At 34.7% G+C, this 17,374-nt stretch carries 19 protein-coding genes; 12 read left to right on the top strand and 7 right to left on the bottom strand.

From position 1 onward, the window contains the following. Positions 1-4 precede the first annotated feature (4 nt). A complete protein-coding gene (locus J2S10_RS27385; RefSeq protein ID WP_370876158.1) occupies positions 5-91 on the top strand; it encodes an IS3 family transposase in 87 nt (28 codons plus the stop codon). Between the two features lie 74 nt (positions 92-165). Further along, positions 166-570, top strand: a complete 405-nt coding sequence (locus J2S10_RS04345) for a glycoside hydrolase family 18 protein (protein WP_307404740.1) — start codon at positions 166-168, stop codon at positions 568-570. Positions 571-776: 206 nt separating this feature from the next. Here J2S10_RS04345 and J2S10_RS04340 read toward each other — a convergent pair whose 3' ends face one another. Continuing rightward, positions 777-1,790 (bottom strand): LysM peptidoglycan-binding domain-containing protein, encoded by a 1,014-nt coding sequence (locus tag J2S10_RS04340; protein WP_307404738.1) that lies wholly within the window; start codon positions 1,788-1,790, stop codon positions 777-779. A 901-nt stretch (positions 1,791-2,691) separates the two neighbouring features. Here J2S10_RS04340 and J2S10_RS04335 point away from each other — a divergent pair. Beyond that, positions 2,692-3,396, top strand: a complete 705-nt coding sequence (locus tag J2S10_RS04335) for a YoaK family protein (protein WP_307404736.1) — start codon at positions 2,692-2,694, stop codon at positions 3,394-3,396. A gap of 9 nt (positions 3,397-3,405) precedes the next feature. On the opposite strand, the gene J2S10_RS04330 is transcribed toward J2S10_RS04335, so the two are convergent. Next, positions 3,406-3,732, bottom strand: coding sequence for a Na+ dependent nucleoside transporter N-terminal domain-containing protein (locus J2S10_RS04330; protein ID WP_307404733.1), 327 nt, complete (start codon positions 3,730-3,732; stop codon positions 3,406-3,408). Positions 3,733-3,994: 262 nt separating this feature from the next. After that, on the bottom strand, positions 3,995-4,183 hold the full coding sequence (locus J2S10_RS04325; protein ID WP_307404731.1) for a helix-turn-helix domain-containing protein: 189 nt from the start codon (positions 4,181-4,183) through the stop codon (positions 3,995-3,997). 314 nt (positions 4,184-4,497) lie between these two features. Here J2S10_RS04325 and J2S10_RS04320 point away from each other — a divergent pair, with 314 nt between their 5' ends. The 3 genes from J2S10_RS04320 to J2S10_RS04310 all read left to right on the top strand — a co-directional run bounded on the left by J2S10_RS04320 (position 4,498) and on the right by J2S10_RS04310 (position 7,427). Next, positions 4,498-4,668, top strand: coding sequence for a XapX domain-containing protein (locus tag J2S10_RS04320; protein WP_307404729.1), 171 nt, complete (start codon positions 4,498-4,500; stop codon positions 4,666-4,668). Between the two features lie 121 nt (positions 4,669-4,789). After that, entirely contained in the window at positions 4,790-5,389 is a 600-nt protein-coding gene (locus J2S10_RS04315; protein WP_307404727.1) for an SCO family protein, read from the top strand. Between the two features lie 418 nt (positions 5,390-5,807). Then, positions 5,808-7,427 (top strand): ABC-F family ATP-binding cassette domain-containing protein, encoded by a 1,620-nt coding sequence (locus J2S10_RS04310; protein WP_307404725.1) that lies wholly within the window; start codon positions 5,808-5,810, stop codon positions 7,425-7,427. A 38-nt stretch (positions 7,428-7,465) separates the two neighbouring features. Here J2S10_RS04310 and J2S10_RS04305 read toward each other — a convergent pair whose 3' ends face one another. Next, positions 7,466-7,594 (bottom strand): YuzL family protein, encoded by a 129-nt coding sequence (locus J2S10_RS04305; RefSeq protein ID WP_307404723.1) that lies wholly within the window; start codon positions 7,592-7,594, stop codon positions 7,466-7,468. Positions 7,595-7,695: 101 nt separating this feature from the next. Here J2S10_RS04305 and J2S10_RS04300 point away from each other — a divergent pair, with 101 nt between their 5' ends. Beyond that, positions 7,696-7,938: a YkuS family protein gene (locus J2S10_RS04300; protein ID WP_307404721.1), complete on the top strand. Its 243-nt coding sequence runs from the start codon at positions 7,696-7,698 to the stop codon at positions 7,936-7,938. 30 nt (positions 7,939-7,968) lie between these two features. On the opposite strand, the gene J2S10_RS04295 is transcribed toward J2S10_RS04300, so the two are convergent. Both J2S10_RS04295 and J2S10_RS04290 read right to left on the bottom strand, forming a co-directional pair. Beyond that, a complete protein-coding gene (locus tag J2S10_RS04295; protein WP_307404719.1) occupies positions 7,969-8,394 on the bottom strand; it encodes a hypothetical protein in 426 nt (141 codons plus the stop codon). Between the two features lie 89 nt (positions 8,395-8,483). After that, entirely contained in the window at positions 8,484-8,975 is a 492-nt protein-coding gene (locus J2S10_RS04290; protein ID WP_307404717.1) for an Hsp20/alpha crystallin family protein, read from the bottom strand. A gap of 197 nt (positions 8,976-9,172) precedes the next feature. Here J2S10_RS04290 and J2S10_RS04285 point away from each other — a divergent pair, with 197 nt between their 5' ends. Continuing rightward, positions 9,173-9,436, top strand: coding sequence for a hypothetical protein (locus tag J2S10_RS04285; protein ID WP_307404715.1), 264 nt, complete (start codon positions 9,173-9,175; stop codon positions 9,434-9,436). 143 nt (positions 9,437-9,579) lie between these two features. Here the strand turns inward: J2S10_RS04285 and mprF are convergent, their stop codons facing one another. After that, entirely contained in the window at positions 9,580-12,108 is a 2,529-nt protein-coding gene (gene mprF / locus J2S10_RS04280) for a bifunctional lysylphosphatidylglycerol flippase/synthetase MprF (protein WP_307404713.1), read from the bottom strand. Between the two features lie 251 nt (positions 12,109-12,359). On the opposite strand from mprF, the gene J2S10_RS04275 reads away from it, so the two are divergent. The 4 genes from J2S10_RS04275 (at position 12,360) to pflA (ending at position 16,976) form a co-directional block, all read left to right on the top strand. Continuing rightward, the gene (locus J2S10_RS04275; RefSeq protein ID WP_307404710.1) at positions 12,360-13,061 is read left to right on the top strand and encodes a DUF421 domain-containing protein; all 702 of its coding nucleotides are present in this window, start codon (positions 12,360-12,362) and stop codon (positions 13,059-13,061) included. Positions 13,062-13,151: 90 nt separating this feature from the next. Then, positions 13,152-13,604: a cupredoxin domain-containing protein gene (locus J2S10_RS04270; protein ID WP_307404708.1), complete on the top strand. Its 453-nt coding sequence runs from the start codon at positions 13,152-13,154 to the stop codon at positions 13,602-13,604. A 334-nt stretch (positions 13,605-13,938) separates the two neighbouring features. Beyond that, a complete protein-coding gene (pflB, locus tag J2S10_RS04265) occupies positions 13,939-16,164 on the top strand; it encodes a formate C-acetyltransferase (protein ID WP_307404706.1) in 2,226 nt (741 codons plus the stop codon). A 62-nt stretch (positions 16,165-16,226) separates the two neighbouring features. Beyond that, positions 16,227-16,976 (top strand): pyruvate formate-lyase-activating protein, encoded by a 750-nt coding sequence (pflA, locus tag J2S10_RS04260; protein WP_307404704.1) that lies wholly within the window; start codon positions 16,227-16,229, stop codon positions 16,974-16,976. Positions 16,977-17,374: the final 398 nt, after the last annotated feature.

Raw genomic sequence — 17,374 nt, 5'->3', positions numbered from 1 at the left:
TCAAATATTCGATGACAATAATCACCGATACCAGTGGGGTTTAAATAAAGAGACCCCAGTACAATACCGAGTTCACCTTATAGCAGCATAGGCCCTTTTATTAAACTTTCCATTTTATAGGACACAAATCCCAGTTTTTTTCTTATCTTGGCAGTTGCATAAACATTGGTACTTTATCTGTGTAGCCCATTCCACGAAGGTAAACATATAGACTTCCCTTATGATGAAGTAGACCGTCTTAGTTATATAACACCATCTACTCCTGAAAAGAATCAATTGTTAGTTCAGAGTGTTGCACCGATTATTGATTATCTTGGTATTTTTAAACGCCCTATTCTTGAAGATGGAAGTTTGAGTACTTTAGATGATCAGCAACTTATTAGAATATTAAGAGAGAATAGGTTAGCACCCCTGGCCGTTATTACGAATTTAACTCCAACTGGATTTAGTCCCGAATTAACAAAACGAGTATTAGGTTCTCCTGAAATAAGAGAGCGATTAATTAATAATATCTACAAATTAGTTAAAACAAAAAACTACATCAGTTGCTGTTCCAGCGAAAACAAATGATGATGTTCCTTGGCTAAAGGGATATGACTATGGGGGAATTGAAGCAGCAGTTGATTTTGTCTTTATGGAATAAGAGGATTTGGGGCTTGGCAAATAGGATTAGAATTTCCTTCAACTGATTATTTTACTAAAGAGTTTTTTACGAAAAAAAATCATTTATAGACGCAAGAGCAGATAATTTAGCTATCTGCTCTTTTACTCTAAGATTAATGCATAGATGCTAAAATTTCTTGCATTTTATGTGACACTAGGGGATAAAAATGAGTTTTTGCACTATTTGTGGAATTACCCCCGAAAAATCCAGTACCTGGGCAAGTTTTAACAGCATGCCCTGAACTGTTATCTAACACTCTTTCCCCCGTGTTTATATCCCACCAGTGATGATAAGTGATACTATCAATTGAAGGAGTTAACCCGAATTTTAAACCAAGCAAGGCAGTGATATAAACAATAGTTTCCTTTTGTTTCTGAGTCATTACATCATTACCTATATCAAAGTTCCCAAGATTTTCAATGGCTAAAGATTTAGATTCAATGGCTAAACCTACAGGTTTATTCTTTAACCCAAATGAACCTTCGGGAGCTGTGTTAATTGGTCTGCAAACTACTACTTTTCCATCCGGAAATGTAGTTAAGTGTTGGCTTATATTTTTCCATCCCATTACATTAACATGATAATTCTCCATGCCCTTCAACAATGAAAAATGATTAGAGCCATTAAAGTTCTTGTATGACGGTGACCACGTGTTATGTTCTTGGATTAAACTTATTTTTCTGGTAAATTTATTGTGAAATAACCAATCCTTAAATTCCTCCTTTGTCATAAGGATATATTGTCCCTGCATGGTCATTCTTTTAGGAGGAATCTTTAATTTTTGACCTTTACGGATTACATCAGATGAGAGTCCATTTGCTGTTTTAATCATCTGGACTGAAGAATTATATGCTGATGAAAGCTTCCAAAGTGTGTCCCCAGTACCAACTTCATATATCATCGGAACCCACAATTTCTGACCAACTAATAATGAATCGGATATCAATCCATTCGTTGCTTTTAGGTCTTGTACTGAAGCATCATATTTAGCTGCAATTCTCCATAAAGTATCCCCAGTTTTTACATCATAAATATTGCTAAAGTTACTTCCAGATGCGTGAGCAGGAGAAATATTTATTAGCATTATTAAAATCATACTAAATACTAGCACAAAATTTTTTTTCATTTTTTATATCCTTTCATTTTGATATCAGGAAAATTAAAAAGTTCTGCTTTTCTCAGCAAGCACCTTTTTCTTTATATTTATTATTTTTTAAAACAAAAATGAAATTATGCTAATAATTAATTGTTAATTTAAGAGTAAATTGGATAATCATTTTATCCCATTTTACCCTTTAAAATATTTAGACAAAATTTTTTGACAGAGCCATAAATAAAATAGAAGACCAAATCGCGATGCGAAATGGTCCTCTTATTATGTAGCTAATTCTATTGTTTCTTCCTTTCAACCGAACCAGTTAATGTTAGAGAGTATGATTTTTTCATACTTACTACTATCTGAAGGGATAATAATATTTTTTGTACTTGCGCTCAGTCCATTGTCTCGAACTATCTCATCAACTGTCGTTCCATACCAATGTGTTAAATGAATATAGTGTCGCCTCGTTGGACCATCCTATAAGAAGTACATTCCATTTTGACTTAGATATTATTCACTTCTTTGACTGGTTGTTCACCTATTAGAATCCTCCCCCAGGACCATACTTAATTTTCTTAGTGACCCTTCGGACAATTAGGCAATTTTGTGATTTGGTTACTTGGTACAGTGGTGTTATACGCCTTGTATGTTTTGCCGTGCTTGGCCTTGATGATAATCTCTGCGCGTTCAGGCTGTTGACCGCAATAAACACTGTGCGTCCACACTTGCCTTATCCAAAGAAAGTTGGGAGACCTTTCTCAAGTTTTCCCCCTTATCAAACCTTCAGTGCCATATATGGCATATGGCTTTATCAATATAATTACAATGTTACTCTTCTTGAAAAATTTATAAGGAATGCTGTATTCATTTAAGCAGAATATTAATTATTAAAAGAATAACTTTAATAAAAGGAACAAGGAGTTATTAAATGAAGGATAAACTAAATAAAATCCCCTCATTATCTTCAAACTCTGTTCGTTTAGGTGTTTTGTTAGCTATAGTTGGAGGTTTTTTAGATGCGTATACCTTCATTAGCAGAGACGGAGTGTTTGCCAATGCACAAACAGGAAATATAGTACTACTCGCTGTAAGAGCTGCAAATGGGGAATGGGAAGGTTCCTTGCTTTATATCCCGCCTGTTTTAGCTTTTATATTAGGTGTTTTGGTATCAGAACTAGTTAAGATTCCTCATGTAAGACAATTATTGCATAGTTATAGACGTTCAATTCTTATATTAGAATGTATTGTTTTAATCTTTGTAGGTATCTTGCCAAGTAGTGTACCTAACATTGTGGTAACAGTATGTATTGCGTTTGTATCATCATTACAAATCTCTACCTTTAATAAAATAAACAAGTGGACCTACAATTCAACGATGACTACTGGGAATCTTCGAACAGCAACGCAGGCAGCTTATTTGGCAGTAATTAAACATAATCAGGAAGCGAAAAAACAATTTAAAGAATTTTTTGTTATCATACTCTCTTTTTTATTTGGTGCTTTGTCAGGAACATTTTCTACCACTTATATAGGAAACACATCTATATGGATTGCATCTGGAATTTTAGTGATTGCTCTTATATTGTATCATAGGGATAAAGGTTATTTGAGAAAACCCATAACGTTAAAATAATAGGTTTTTTTAATAGTTTCTTTTATTATCAAGTTTGCAACTTTTGCATCTTTTATCACTACAAAGAAAAGAAAAAAGCTTTACTTCATTAAAAGTAAAGCAACTGGAAATTAACCCTTGCTTAGATAATCCTCCAAACACAAACGCTATGCCATCATTACCAAACGAGAGGATTTTATTAAACAGCCCCGTTCCTTTCTCTAATACCATTTTACCAATGGAAGTATTAAGGTTAAACCAAGCTAAAGCTATCTGGACGACCATCATAATTCCAATAGCTTTAAAATTGATGTTCTTCTTATCGTTTGACATTATCCATGCAATTCCGATTAGCAAAAGAATTCCAAGAATTCCGATTAAAATTGAACTTCACTCTTAATGTAACATCAACTGCTGCAACATTCCCGTTAACACTTTGACCGGGAGCTAAACCAAATTTATTAATTTTCCAGTAAGGGTCAATTTAATATACAAAAAAAGGAACCATAACCAATATAAAAATGAAAGAAAATGCATGCTCTTAGATTCCCAATATAGGAGATTTTTAGATTGATAGGTCTTTATGCCTGCTGCTTTCAAGACATCGACTTCTTTGTCATTAATTGACGCAGTAAATGGAATAGACTGTTAATCTTTTAAATAATAAGTAAGTAATTTCCCCTGAGTATTCTGTTATTCCTCTTTCTATCTTACTTAAATGTGTAACAAAACATATTCCTTCAACAAGCTGGCCTTGGGTTAATCCTGCTTTTTCACGATAAAACTTGATAATTTTCCCCTCGATCATACCGCACCTCTTGTTGTAATTTAACATTATTTAGATAGATTCGATAAATTTTACTACAAGAGTCTTAAAATAGGAAACATAAAAGAAGGTGGAAATGTAAATCTTAACTTTCTTTTTTAATCGTTTCTCCTTTTGGATCTAAACCATTATTTTCAAGTTGTCTTTAAAGGTCTAGTAAGGCCTCCGGAAATTAATGAGGTATACCCGATGAAAGAAAATGAAATAGCTGGGAAAGAATAAGAGGAGACAAATACACCCTACTAAAAAAAAGAAGACATTTTAAACATTCAAAAATATGGAAACGGGGGCTGCGAATGAAAGAATTAGTTTTAAGTGTAATCGCGGGAATAGCTGTTGGCATCCTTTTTAAATTGTTAAAATTACCCCTCCCGGCTCCACCGGTCTTTTCCGCAGTATTGGGTGTATTCGGAGTCTACTTTGGCGGTGTTATCGCAGGGTGGATTATGGGTTTCTTTACCAAATAAAAAGCATAGCCTTCCAATTGGAAGGCTATGCTTTTGCTTTTCTAAATTGCTTTTTGTTCACAAAATATCCATATCTTTTTCCTGAAAACTTCTTTATCTTATTGTTAGGAGGGGATTCGTTATGAAAAAGATCTATCTTATTTGCAGTCTTGCTGTATTCCTAGGGATCGCGGGTGGAATATCTTTCTTTTTAATTCGAGATGCAAATGCAACCATACCATCAAGCACTTTAGTTAACCAAAATGGGGATTCCTACAAACTTGGACAAGATCATTCGAAATTAAAACTTGTCGAGTTTATTTATACTCATTGTCCTGATATTTGTCCTACAACCACTCAAAAGATGAGCCTTTTAAAAAAGGATTTAGAAAAGAAGGGTCTTTTCGGGAAGAATATAGAATTTATTACTATTTCCATTGACCCTTACCGTGACACTCCTGAAGTTTTAAAAGGGTATATGAAAGGGTTTGGCATTAAGGATGATGGTCATTGGGAGTTTTTAACAGGGGAAAAGCAAACTATTAAGAAGGACCAAGAGAAAATACGGGAGATTGCTAATTCTTTGCAATTTCAATACAAAGACCCTGGTGACGGTCAATTCATTCATTCAACCTTTACTTATTTAGTGGATAAAAACAATAAATTTATTGCAAAGTTCCCGATGGGTAAAGAATTCAATAAACAAGATGTTTATAACAATATCTTAGATAAAATTAATTAATATAAAAAAAGCGGTTAGTCCATATTGGATTAATCGCTTTTTACTGCTTATTTAATTCACGGATGAAGGAAAATTTTTTATTTGCTGTAAGGATAAAAGGTAATTGGACTTTGGTTTTGTTAAACTTACTTTTATACCAGCTTTTTTTAACTTGTTAACTAGTTCTGTAAGCTGTTTTTTTGCCATACTTCTCACCTTCTTTGATTACTTCTTAAACCAATTCTACAACAAAAATATGAATAATGTGTGAAAACAAAAAATTTTTTTAGAAAATATTTCATGTCAAATTTTTTTGTCCGTTTTTCATAAATACATTGTTTTATTTTATCCATATATAGGGAATTAATGAAAAAGAATTCGCGCTTCCCCTACTTTAATGATATAATTAGTAGATATTTTGTTTTGGAGGATTTCAATTATGATTACTGTAAGTAACGTAAGTTTAAGATATGGAGATCGAAAATTATTTGAAGATGTTAATATTAAATTTACACCCGGTAATTGCTATGGTCTTATCGGTGCCAATGGTGCAGGTAAGTCAACCTTTTTAAAAATATTATCCGGAGAAATTGAGGCACAAACCGGGAATGTTCAGCTTGGTCCAAATGAACGGTTGGCCGTGCTTAAACAAAACCATTTTGAATACGAGGAATATGAAGTTTTAAAAACAGTCATAATGGGACACACCAGGCTTTATCAAGTTATGCAAGAAAAAGACGCGATTTACATGAAGGAAAACTTCACTGATGAAGATGGGATGAAAGCCGCTGAACTTGAAGGCGAATTTGCTGAGTTGAACGGATGGGAAGCCGAGCCTGAAGCAGCTATATTATTAAAAGGTCTAGGAATTGAAGAAGACCTTCATTATAAAAAAATGGCAGAATTAACCGGTTCCGAAAAAGTAAAAGTGTTACTGGCACAGGCTCTGTTTGGCCGACCTGACGTTTTGCTTTTGGATGAGCCAACGAACCACTTGGATATTAAAGCTATCCAATGGCTAGAGGATTTCTTAATTAATTTTGAAAATACCGTCATTGTTGTCTCCCATGATCGCCATTTTCTAAATAAAGTTTGTACACATATCGCGGACTTAGATTTTAGCAAAATTCAAATCTACGTCGGAAACTATGATTTTTGGTATGAGTCAAGCCAATTAGCTGTTAGGATGGCTTCAGATGCCAATAAAAAGAAAGAAGAAAAAATTAAAGAATTACAAAGCTTTATTGCCCGCTTTAGTGCGAATGCATCAAAATCCAAGCAGGCGACCTCACGTAAAAAATTATTGGATAAAATCACGTTAGATGATATCAGGCCTTCATCACGCCGTTACCCTTTTGTTGGATTTACCCCGGACCGTGAAATCGGCAACGATTTATTACGGGTAGAAGGTTTAACAAAAACAATTGACGGTGTGAAAGTCCTTGATAATATTAACTTCATTATGAATAAGGGGGATAAAATAGCCCTTGTCGGAACAAATGAGCTTGCTAAAACCGTTCTTTTCAAAATTTTAATGGGTGAAATGGAAGCAGACAGTGGAACATTTAAATGGGGAATCACGACTTCCCAAGCATATTTTCCAAAAGATAACTCCGAGTATTTTGAGGGCAGTGAATTAAATCTTGTGGATTGGCTTCGTCAATTTTCTCCAAAGGATGAAAGTGAAAGCTTTTTGCGAGGTTTCTTGGGAAGAATGCTATTTTCCGGTGAAGAAGTATTGAAAAAGGCCAGTGTTCTTTCAGGTGGAGAAAAAGTTCGCTGTATGTTATCGAAAATGATGTTAAACGGGGCTAATGTTTTACTGCTGGATGAACCGACAAACCATCTTGATTTAGAATCCATCACGGCATTGAACAATGGATTGATTAACTTTAAAGGCTCCCTCCTTTTTGCATCACATGACCATCAATTTATTCAAACGATTGCTAATCGAATCTTGGAATTGACGCCAAATGGCTTGGTTGATAAGCAGATGAGCTATGATGAATATCTTGAGAATAGTGATTTACAAAAACAAATCGCTGCAATGTATCAATAATCCAAGTCGGGTACCCAAAGTGGTACCCGCTTTTTTGATCAACTTCTTTTTTGTTTTCTTCGGGAAGAATCTTTCTTTGTCCCTGTTTCTGTTGTTGTTGTTCCTTGTCCTTCAACTTGCATAGAATTTAACCCTATTGTTGATGGATCGCTTTTACGTTTTCCCATTACCTACACCTCCTATTATAGCTTTTGGAAGATTAACGATACTTATTCGGAATATTTATGACAAAACTAGGCAAGATAATTTTGAGGAGGAGGTGTTTTGTATGGCAAAAATTGGAGTAGAACAATCCCTTACAAATATTCAACAAGCTCTTCGTGAAAAAGGTTATGATGTAGTAGAATTAAAACATGAGTCAGACGCTCAGAATTGTGATTGCTGCGTTGTTACCGGACTCGATTCAAACATGATGGGTATGCAGGATACAGTAACAAAAGGTGCGGTCATTGATGCGAATGGAATGTCCGCTGATGAGGTATGTCAACAAGTGGAAAGCAGGCTTCAGTAAAACTTTTTGAAAGACTAAAGGACTTAAGCTTTAGTCTTTTTTCATTTCTTCGTCTTTCTTAGCATATATGTTTACTTTAGGGCTCTTTTCAGGTGAAGGAGATTTATTTTTTTCTTTCCGTCTTATTTCATTATTTTCTGCTTCCATTTTCGGGGTGAATTCACTTCCATATGTTGCACCAATATTTAATTTTCCTTTTAACTCTTTTATTCCCAACTGGCCGAAATTATTATTAAGCTCATATTTATCTAAAATGATTTTCTCAATATTAATTTTTTCAATAATAATGGGCGGATCATTTGCCTTTTCTATCGTCTGCGGTTGCTTCTGTTCCTGAAAGGTTAATAAAGATTTTTTCAATTCTTCTATATTGGATTCTAAGGAAGACAATTTTTTCGTTAAATCCTTTTCATAATCATTTTTACTGAATATGAGGAATAAATCTCTTAATGACATGGTCATAAACGCTCCCTTATTAATACCTTACTATCATATATATGGTGAAGTCCGCTGAACATGTCCAAATAAAAAAAAGGTTATAGTTGCTAGTCAATTGTAATAATTTCTCCTTTTTCCAATATACGTTGATAGCTGACAAACAAAATCCCATTCCAGAATTTCGCATTTAAATCTTTAGGATTGATGGTATCAGGTAATTTAATCTGCCTCTGGAATTCACCATAAAACCTTTCAGAATAAGTAACCTTTAAATGATTATGGATTGGGAGCGCTGTACCTTTAATTGTAAGTGTATTACCATTTAGCCCTAATTCTATATTTTCTTTTTTCACTCCAGGTAACTCAATTAATACCAGTACCTCTTGTTCCCCTTCTAATATATCGATCATGGGGAAAGATCGGTTATTTTTTTCTTCACGAAATGATTTCTCTTCATTTCCTGAAAAAGGAGTTTTAAAATGTTGTTGATCATTAATAAATTGTTTGGCGAAATCCTGTTCAAAAATATTTTTCCAGAAATCCCCGCCTTGCATATTTTGCGCGATTTCCATCCATTGTTTTAATTTCTCCATATCCATCCCCAATTCCAACTCCTTTAACCCTGATACTATAAAGGGAATTTAACCGGCTATATGTTAATGTAGGTAATTAACTGAAATAATCTGCTACTTTCATCATACTGAACTAAATTCTAATTTAATCCTTTTAATTGCCTCGCTTCATAATTCTTCAGATCCCGCATATATTTAAATGCAAGTATAAGGAGGAGATACAATTGCCAGCTCCGGTTCCGTATATTAATATAAATATATTTATGATAAAAATTAATTCCTTTGAAAATGCTTCAGCTGTAAATATCGGCCAAAATCTACTTGCAGATTGGCATAATTCTGATAAAAAAAACCAGGGCTACGGACAAAATTTTGGTGATAAAAGTGATTTTCTTGGTACAAGGAGTTTTGTTGACGATCGGGATCAGATTGATTCCCCAAGTTCATTTGGGTCCTCCCCCAATAACGTTGTTAAGGAATGCGATTAATTCGATTGTTTACAAACCTAATAAAAAAAAGCCATGAAAGGTAAATGCCTTTCATGGCTTTTGTACTTATCCCCCTAATCAAAATGGAAAAAGAGGAAACTCAAATGGAACCGGACCAATGTCATGAGTAAACTCTGTTAAAATTATGCTCTCTTTCGCGAAATCAATAAGGTAATTTGGGCCATTGTAAATGGTAGAGAAGATTTTTTTCGATAAGCTAAATATTTCGACTCCCTGATATTAGCGTATTTTTCTTTAAAATTCTTCAAACCTTGAAAATGATAGATAAAATGGCCATTTAAAAAAATTTGCGCAGCTATTTTTTCACTTAAAAAAGAGAATCTTGAAAGGCCTACATTGGCCAGAGGTAACATCCCAATATTAAAACGGCCATAGTTCTTTTGTTTTGCCCAATCAAATAATGAGATAAAAAGGAAGTCCATTGTTCCTTCAGGTGCCTCCGGCTTAAACCTCATTAAATCAATAGAGATCGTGTTATGTTCATCATATACATACATAATACTAGTAAACCCCAAAATTTGATTTTTATCATTTTTAATAAGCGCAATTGGGGCTTTATTTAAATAGGAACTATCAAAAAAGCCCAGTGAAAAACCTTTTTCTCTTTTTCCTTGAAGCCAATCATCAGATATCTCTTTTAATTCGTTTAATAGCTCCATTGAAAAAGGCGCTTCCTTCACTTTAAATTGGTAGTTTTCCTTCAAGAATTTATTTTTTATGGTATTTAATGTCTTCATTTTATTTCCGGCAAGAGAGAAATCTCTTAGGTCAACAAAGGCTTCCTCTCCTAATTTAAAAAAGGCATAGCCGTTTCCGTGCAAGAATGGAAGCATTTCATCACTAACTTGATAAAAAACCGGTGTATATCCATGTAAGTCTGATATTTCCTGAAATTCTTCTATTGCATTTGATAATTCACTTTTCTCGCCAATAGGATCTCCAAGTATGACCAGTTTGTCAGCATATTGTTGAAAAATGATTAATATAGTTTTCTTACTATTCCAAAAAACATATTTGTCATGTAAGAAAACTAAATGGGACAAAACTTTCCCATGATACTTCATTAAATGTCCTTTTATTTCTTTTTCCTGATCAATAGACTTTAAAAACCTCCAACTTTTTGGTTTACTAATCAAATAGCCGATAAAAATGATAAGAAAAGCAATTAATAAACCAATAAGGGCACTGCTAAACAAATCACGGTAATCTACAATCACATATGGTAGGAACTTCTTCGGGATCGTTAATTTAGCAGAAGGCAAATTTAAATAACCAATTAATATGTACATAAAAGTAATGATAAGAATAATGGTGACATCAAAAATCGTCTTCCCCCAAGTCAGGACATAGCTTTCCCGGTAGAATTGTCCCTTGGACATCTTAAGGAGGAGAGCAACAATAATTAAAAAAATCGCTTCTTCATAATCTATCCCTTTAAAAATAGAGAATAATGCGGCAAGGATCAAAGCAAGCATGGTTAAATCGTATGTCCTCTTTACACTATACTCAATTCCCCGTGACAAACCTAACAAAAGAAATCCGGCAGCAACCGACAGCTGATGTGATATATTTATGATTGGAAAAGATAAAATTTCCTGTGCAATTCTAAGCCTTGACATGATCCCCGGGACACTTGCTGATAACAGGAGAATTAATCCCGATAAAAAAACCAGAACTGTTAGAACAACATGACTAAACCCTTGCAAAATGGCTTTAGGCAGATTGTTCCATGATTTATTCCATTTCTCCCAATACAGTTTTACAAAAAGAACAACACTGACCAAAAATGGCAAAATATAATAACCGAATCGATAAAATAATAGCAGGACGAGTACTTTCTCTTCAGCAATATGCAAATCATGCATACCCCAAATAAATATTAAATCAAAAGAACCGAGTCCCCCCGGAATCATACTGATTATTCCGGCACAAGCTGCAACAATATATACAGGGAATAAGTTTTCAAAGGTGATTGATATACCGAGTATTTTACTTAGTATCCAAATGGCAATAAATACCGATGACCATTCCACAATAGATACGACAATAAGCTTTACTCCTGCCTCTATTGTAATAAGAGATCCATTATCCTTTTTGCTCTTAATAATATGTATAAATATAAATGCCGGTAAATACAATCCAACTGCGAGGACTGCAAAATAAATCCACTTTGTGTCAAGAAATAATGGGAAATGATGGTATCCGATGATTACAAACCATGAAAGTACAGAGATTCCCGTTAAATAAAAAAGAGAAACAGATGCAATTCCACCCAATAACCTCCGATTATCCTGTTCAAGCTTATGATAAAAATAAGTCCTTAGCATGGCTCCAATCAAGCCGCCAAAACCAATTAGATTAGAGAAGGAGTTTGCAATAAAGGCCTGCTCTAATAATTCCCTTCTTGGGAGACGAAATTTTAAGATTTGAACTAAAATCACATCATATAGCAGCATTGGTAACACGGCAGCAAAGGTAATCGTCAAAATAAGGATTAAAGTCCCGAAATTCAGTTGGCTTAGTTCATGCTTAAGTAAGTGCATATTTAGGTCTTTGGTAAATTTCCTCATTTCTGTGATTGTGAAAATCAATAAGAGCAGAGGAAAAATAAATTTTGCTGCATTTAATAATTTTTCCTTTTTAATCCCCAACAAAATAACCACCTATTTTTTATTACTTATTTAACTATAAACGTTTCAACAAAAAAAACAAAGAAAATTATTCCCTATTCATAACCCTGCATGACACCTTCTTCATTGATATTGTTGACAGTTTAACAAAAGTTCAACCGTAACTAAATACCTATACCATCCTGATGATAATTTTGAAGAATACGTTAATTAATTTAAGAAAAAATAACTGGGTGTTTGATAAATATTTTCTTGTACAGGATGATTAATTCATGGAAGCTGTAATTATTTCGATATGCAGAACGACGACCGCTTTAGTTCTTTTATTAATTGTTGCTTATCACTTCGGCAAACAAATCGGTACACATAAAAATTACTTTACCTTTGCCCTTTCGATCACCCTTGGTTCCTTTACTGCTAATATGGGTTTTGACTTGCATTTAAAATTCATCCCATTACTTTTGTCCTTTTTTACACTTATCTTGATTTATTATATTCTGGCAACAATCTCCTATAGAAGTGTAAGGCTTAGAAAATGGTTCGCCGGGAAACCAACCATCATTATTGAAAATGGAATTCTTTTAGAAGAAAACATGAAAAAACATAAATATACGCTTGATAATTTAAATCAACAGTTAAGGGAATTAGGTATATTTAACATTGATACAGTAAGCTATGCGCTCTTAGAGGTTAATGGAAAGCTTTCCGTTTTAAAAAAGGAAGAATATCAAGGTGTTCTAAAAAAAGATTTAGCCATTACTTCAAGCCAAATACTAAAATTTCCATTAGAAATTATTATGGAAGGAAATTTAATTACCGAAAATTTTACGGAGAAGTATACCCTTTTATGGTTAGAAAAAGAACTAAATAAGAAAAACTTAATTGTAAAAGATATCAACTATGCTGTCATTTCTACAAGCGGCCAATTATATATTGACCAATTTGATGATCAAATGAGTCCTCCGTTCAGCTAATTTTCTTTCAAAAGGAATAAAAAAGAGACAAGTTTTAAATCCCTCTTGGCATAAACATGAAATAGGACAAATATACAAGGGGGCTTTTCAATGAAATTCTTGGTGTTAAAAAAAGAGACATTCTTTTTCTTTTTAGCAATAGGATTCATGCTTGTTTCCATTACTGCTTGGTTTATGTTAAGAGCCGGGGATACGGCTGTGTTTAACCAAAAGGCAATCAATCAAATCCGAGAGATTCATATGGTTACAGTCGAATTTAAAACTACAATGAAAGACGGGAAACAAATTGAGGCCTATCGTTGGGATCCGGGAACCATTTTTATTAAAAAAGGAGAAAAAGTTAATTTATATATAACAGGGATTAACGGCGAAGAACATCCATTTTATATTGAAGGTACGAAAATAAAAGGTACGGTGAAAAAAGGCCAAGAAACAGTTGTTCCACTTCAGTTTGAAAAAGCCGGGACTTACCGGCTAATCTGCGAGCTTCATTCAGACAGGAAGCATAATGGACCAATGATCGCTGATATTGTAGTGAATTAAGCAGGAGATTTCCCCCTGCTTTTTTCTATTGCAAAGCCTGTTTCAATCTTTTTTTACTATTAATACATTGGTATTATTGATGGGTCCATTTTTATATAACAGTTTATAATTTTTATTATTTTTTTATAATACAGATTTCAAACCTCACTAATTAACGTTCATAAATTATTCACTTTTCACCACGGAAACCTCCGAAAAATTCATATTTCACAATATCTTAACAATTACACCCCCTTTTCCGTGACATTTATCACTTTTAAACTGTTATACTAAATGTAAGATAAATACATCAAAGCTGTTATATATTTTTTAAACTAATTTGAGGTGAATAAACATGGAAAAATGGCAAGGATTCACAAAAGGAACATGGACAAAAGAAGTTAACGTACGCGATTTTATTTTGAAAAACTTTACGCCTTATGAAGGAGACGACAGCTTTTTAAAAGGTGCTACAGAGGCAACGAACAAACTTTGGGAACAAGTAATGGACTTAACAAGACAGGAACGTGAAAATGGCGGTGTACTCGATATGGATACGGAAACGGTATCCACCATTACATCTCATGGTCCGGGTTATCTTGATGAAGAGTTAGAAAAAGTTGTCGGTGTTCAAACCGATAAACCATTTAATCGTTCTATGCAGCCTTTCGGCGGAATTCGGATGGCAAAAGCAGCCTGTGAAGCATATGGTTATCAACTTAACCCTGAAATCGAAAGAATTTTCACAGATTTTCGTAAAACTCATAACCAAGGTGTTTTCGATGCCTATACAGATGAAATGATGCTTGCCCGAAAGGCAGCGATTATTACAGGACTTCCTGATGCTTATGGCCGCGGCCGTATTATCGGGGATTACCGTCGTGTAGCATTATACGGTGTTGATTTCTTAATTCAAGAAAAACAAAATGATCATAGGAATACAAGTAAAGTTATGACAGAAGATAATATGCGTCTTCGTGAGGAAATTGCCGAGCAAATCCGCGCTTTGAAAGAACTTAAAGAAATGGCAAAAAGCTATGGATTTGATATCAGCCAGCCTGCCCAAAATGCTGTTGAGGCTTTCCAATGGGTATACTTCGGTTATTTAGCAGCTATTAAAGAACAAAACGGTGCAGCAATGAGCCTTGGACGCGTTTCCTCTTTCTTAGATATTTACATTGAAAGAGATTTACAAAACGGAACACTCACAGAGGTAGAAGCTCAAGAAATTGTTGACCATTTTATTATGAAGCTTCGACTTGTAAAATTTGCTCGGACACCGGATTACAATGAATTATTCAGCGGGGACCCTACATGGGTAACAGAATCCATTGGAGGTATGGCTTTAGACGGACGTTCCCTTGTAACAAAGAACTCCTTCCGTTTCCTTCATACCCTTGATAATTTAGGTCCGGCACCGGAGCCAAACTTAACAGTATTATGGTCTACACAGCTTCCTGAAAATTTCAAGAAATATTGTGCAAATATGTCGATTAAAACAAGCTCCATTCAATATGAAAATGATGAAATTATGCGACCGGAATATGGCGATGACTACGGAATTGCCTGCTGCGTATCGGCGATGGAAATCGGAAAGCAAATGCAGTTCTTCGGGGCTCGTGCGAACTTAGCGAAAGCTCTTCTATACTCCATCAACGGCGGTGTGGACGAAAAGTTAAAGATTCAAGTTGGACCGCAGTATCAGCCAATCACTGCTGAAGTGTTGAATTATGAAGAGGTAATGGAAAAATTCGATCAAATGATGGAATGGCTGGCAGGACTTTATATTAATACCTTAAACGTCATTCATTACATGCATGATAAATACAGCTATGAAAGAATTGAAATGGCCTTACACAATACAGAAATAATAAGGACAATGGCTACAGGTATTGCCGGTTTAAGTGTTGTAGCAGACTCATTAAGTGCCATCAAATACGGAGAAGTAAAAGTCATTCGCGATGAAAATGGCCTTGCCGTAGATTTTGAAACAAACGGAGACTTCCCTAAATACGGAAATAATGATGACCTTGTTGACAGCATCGCCGTGGATATCGTTGAACGGTTTATGAAAAAGCTTCGTAAACACCAAACATACCGTAATTCCGTTCATACGATGTCGATTTTAACGATTACTTCAAACGTGGTTTACGGTAAGAAAACAGGAAATACCCCTGATGGACGCCGTGCTGGGGAACCATTTGCACCCGGTGCAAACCCTATGCATGGACGGGATACAAAGGGTACTTTAGCTTCTTTATCATCTGTGGCGAAGCTTCCATATAGCTATGCGATGGACGGTATTTCCAACACCTTCTCAATCGTTCCTAAAGCATTAGGAAAAGAGGAAGAAGCACAAATACGTAATCTGGTCTCTATTTTGGATGGCTATGCGCTCAAAACAGGACATCATCTAAATGTAAACGTCTTTAATAGAGAAACACTATTAGATGCGATGGAACATCCGGAACAATATCCACAATTAACGATTCGTGTATCCGGATATGCCGTTAACTTTATTAAATTAACTAAAGAACAACAGCTTGATGTTATTAATCGTACATTCCATGAATCTATGTAAATTGTAAAACAAGAGCTCCGCTGCTTCGGAGCTCTTGCTCAAATTGAAAGGGGATCATCATCATGAACGGAAATATTCATTCAATTGAAACTTTAGGGACAGTCGACGGACCCGGTATACGATATGTTATTTTTACTCAAGGGTGTTTATTGCGCTGTCAGTTTTGCCATAACGCTGATACGTGGGAAATCGGCACAGGCAAAGAGATTACTGTTTCTGATATCATGGATGATCTGATGAGCTATCTCCCTTTCATCCAAGCATCAGGCGGTGGAATAACTGTCAGCGGCGGGGAACCTTTGTTGCAAATCCCTTTTCTTTTAGAACTATTCAAAGAATGTAAAAAGAAAGGAATTCATACTGCAATAGATTCTTCCGGCGGCTGCTTTTCTCACTCGAAACTTTTTATAGAGCAGCTTGAGGAATTACTGCAATACACTGATTTAATCTTATTGGACTTAAAACACATCAATCGAAAAAAACATATTCAATTGACTGGGATGGCAAATGACCATATTCTGGAGTTTGCAAAGTTTTTATCGGATCGGAATATACCGGTTTGGATTCGCCATGTGCTTGTTCCAACAATAACGGATGACAATGAAGACCTTCAAAAACTCGGAGAATTTATTGGTACACTTGACAATGTACAAAAAATAGAAATTCTTCCCTATCATAAACTCGGTGTCTATAAATGGGAAGCACTAGGTCATGTTTATCCTTTAAAGCAAGTTGAACCTCCGAGTGAAGAAGGTGTTACATTCGCTTACAAAATGCTAACCGCCAAGTGGATCAAGCCGCCACAAGTGTGAAAATAAGAACCAAACAAAAATGCTGCCCTGCTGGTGCAGCTTTTTGTTTTCATAATTGGAGCCGACCTCTGATGAAGCGTTTTACTTTCTATACAAAATAAACATTTATATTTACTAAATCTGTTACTTTCCAATAGATTAAATTGATTATTTAGCTATTCTCCTTTATACTCATATCATTGGTTAAAAAAGTGAGGTGAAAATTTTTGTTTCAAATACTCATTGATCATTCGGATATAAATGCATTAGCCGCTCTCTATGTCAGTATTTATTTAGGAATTACACTGAAATTCCTGTGGGCTTGGAGTGTAGAATATTCATTTATGGGATCAGTCTCTGAAGGCGCGAATACAAAAATTATTCACCCTTTGTTTTTTTATAAGAAAAAAAGCCGATTG

This window comes from Neobacillus ginsengisoli (genome assembly GCF_030813055.1).
Note: the sequence above shows the minus strand (reverse complement) of the source record. Positions and strands in the feature narration are given on the sequence as shown.

Excerpts from the sequence above, each read along its gene's own strand:
- J2S10_RS04320 (WP_307404729.1), top strand. The coding sequence starts at position 4,498 with ATGAAAGAATTAGTTTTAAGTGTAATCGCGGGAATAGCTGTTGGCATC.
- J2S10_RS04290 (WP_307404717.1), bottom strand. The coding sequence starts at position 8,975 with ATGGATATGGAGAAATTAAAACAATGGATGGAAATCGCGCAAAATATG.
- J2S10_RS04315 (WP_307404727.1), top strand. The coding sequence starts at position 4,790 with ATGAAAAAGATCTATCTTATTTGCAGTCTTGCTGTATTCCTAGGGATC.
- pflB (WP_307404706.1), top strand. The coding sequence starts at position 13,939 with ATGGAAAAATGGCAAGGATTCACAAAAGGAACATGGACAAAAGAAGTT.
- J2S10_RS04295 (WP_307404719.1), bottom strand. The coding sequence starts at position 8,394 with ATGTCATTAAGAGATTTATTCCTCATATTCAGTAAAAATGATTATGAA.
- J2S10_RS04300 (WP_307404721.1), top strand. The coding sequence starts at position 7,696 with ATGGCAAAAATTGGAGTAGAACAATCCCTTACAAATATTCAACAAGCT.
- J2S10_RS04335 (WP_307404736.1), top strand. The coding sequence starts at position 2,692 with ATGAAGGATAAACTAAATAAAATCCCCTCATTATCTTCAAACTCTGTT.
- J2S10_RS04325 (WP_307404731.1), bottom strand. The coding sequence starts at position 4,183 with ATGATCGAGGGGAAAATTATCAAGTTTTATCGTGAAAAAGCAGGATTA.
- J2S10_RS04275 (WP_307404710.1), top strand. The coding sequence starts at position 12,360 with ATGGAAGCTGTAATTATTTCGATATGCAGAACGACGACCGCTTTAGTT.
- pflA (WP_307404704.1), top strand. The coding sequence starts at position 16,227 with ATGAACGGAAATATTCATTCAATTGAAACTTTAGGGACAGTCGACGGA.
- J2S10_RS04310 (WP_307404725.1), top strand. The coding sequence starts at position 5,808 with ATGATTACTGTAAGTAACGTAAGTTTAAGATATGGAGATCGAAAATTA.
- J2S10_RS04340 (WP_307404738.1), bottom strand. The coding sequence starts at position 1,790 with ATGAAAAAAAATTTTGTGCTAGTATTTAGTATGATTTTAATAATGCTA.
- J2S10_RS04305 (WP_307404723.1), bottom strand. The coding sequence starts at position 7,594 with ATGGGAAAACGTAAAAGCGATCCATCAACAATAGGGTTAAATTCTATG.
- J2S10_RS04270 (WP_307404708.1), top strand. The coding sequence starts at position 13,152 with ATGAAATTCTTGGTGTTAAAAAAAGAGACATTCTTTTTCTTTTTAGCA.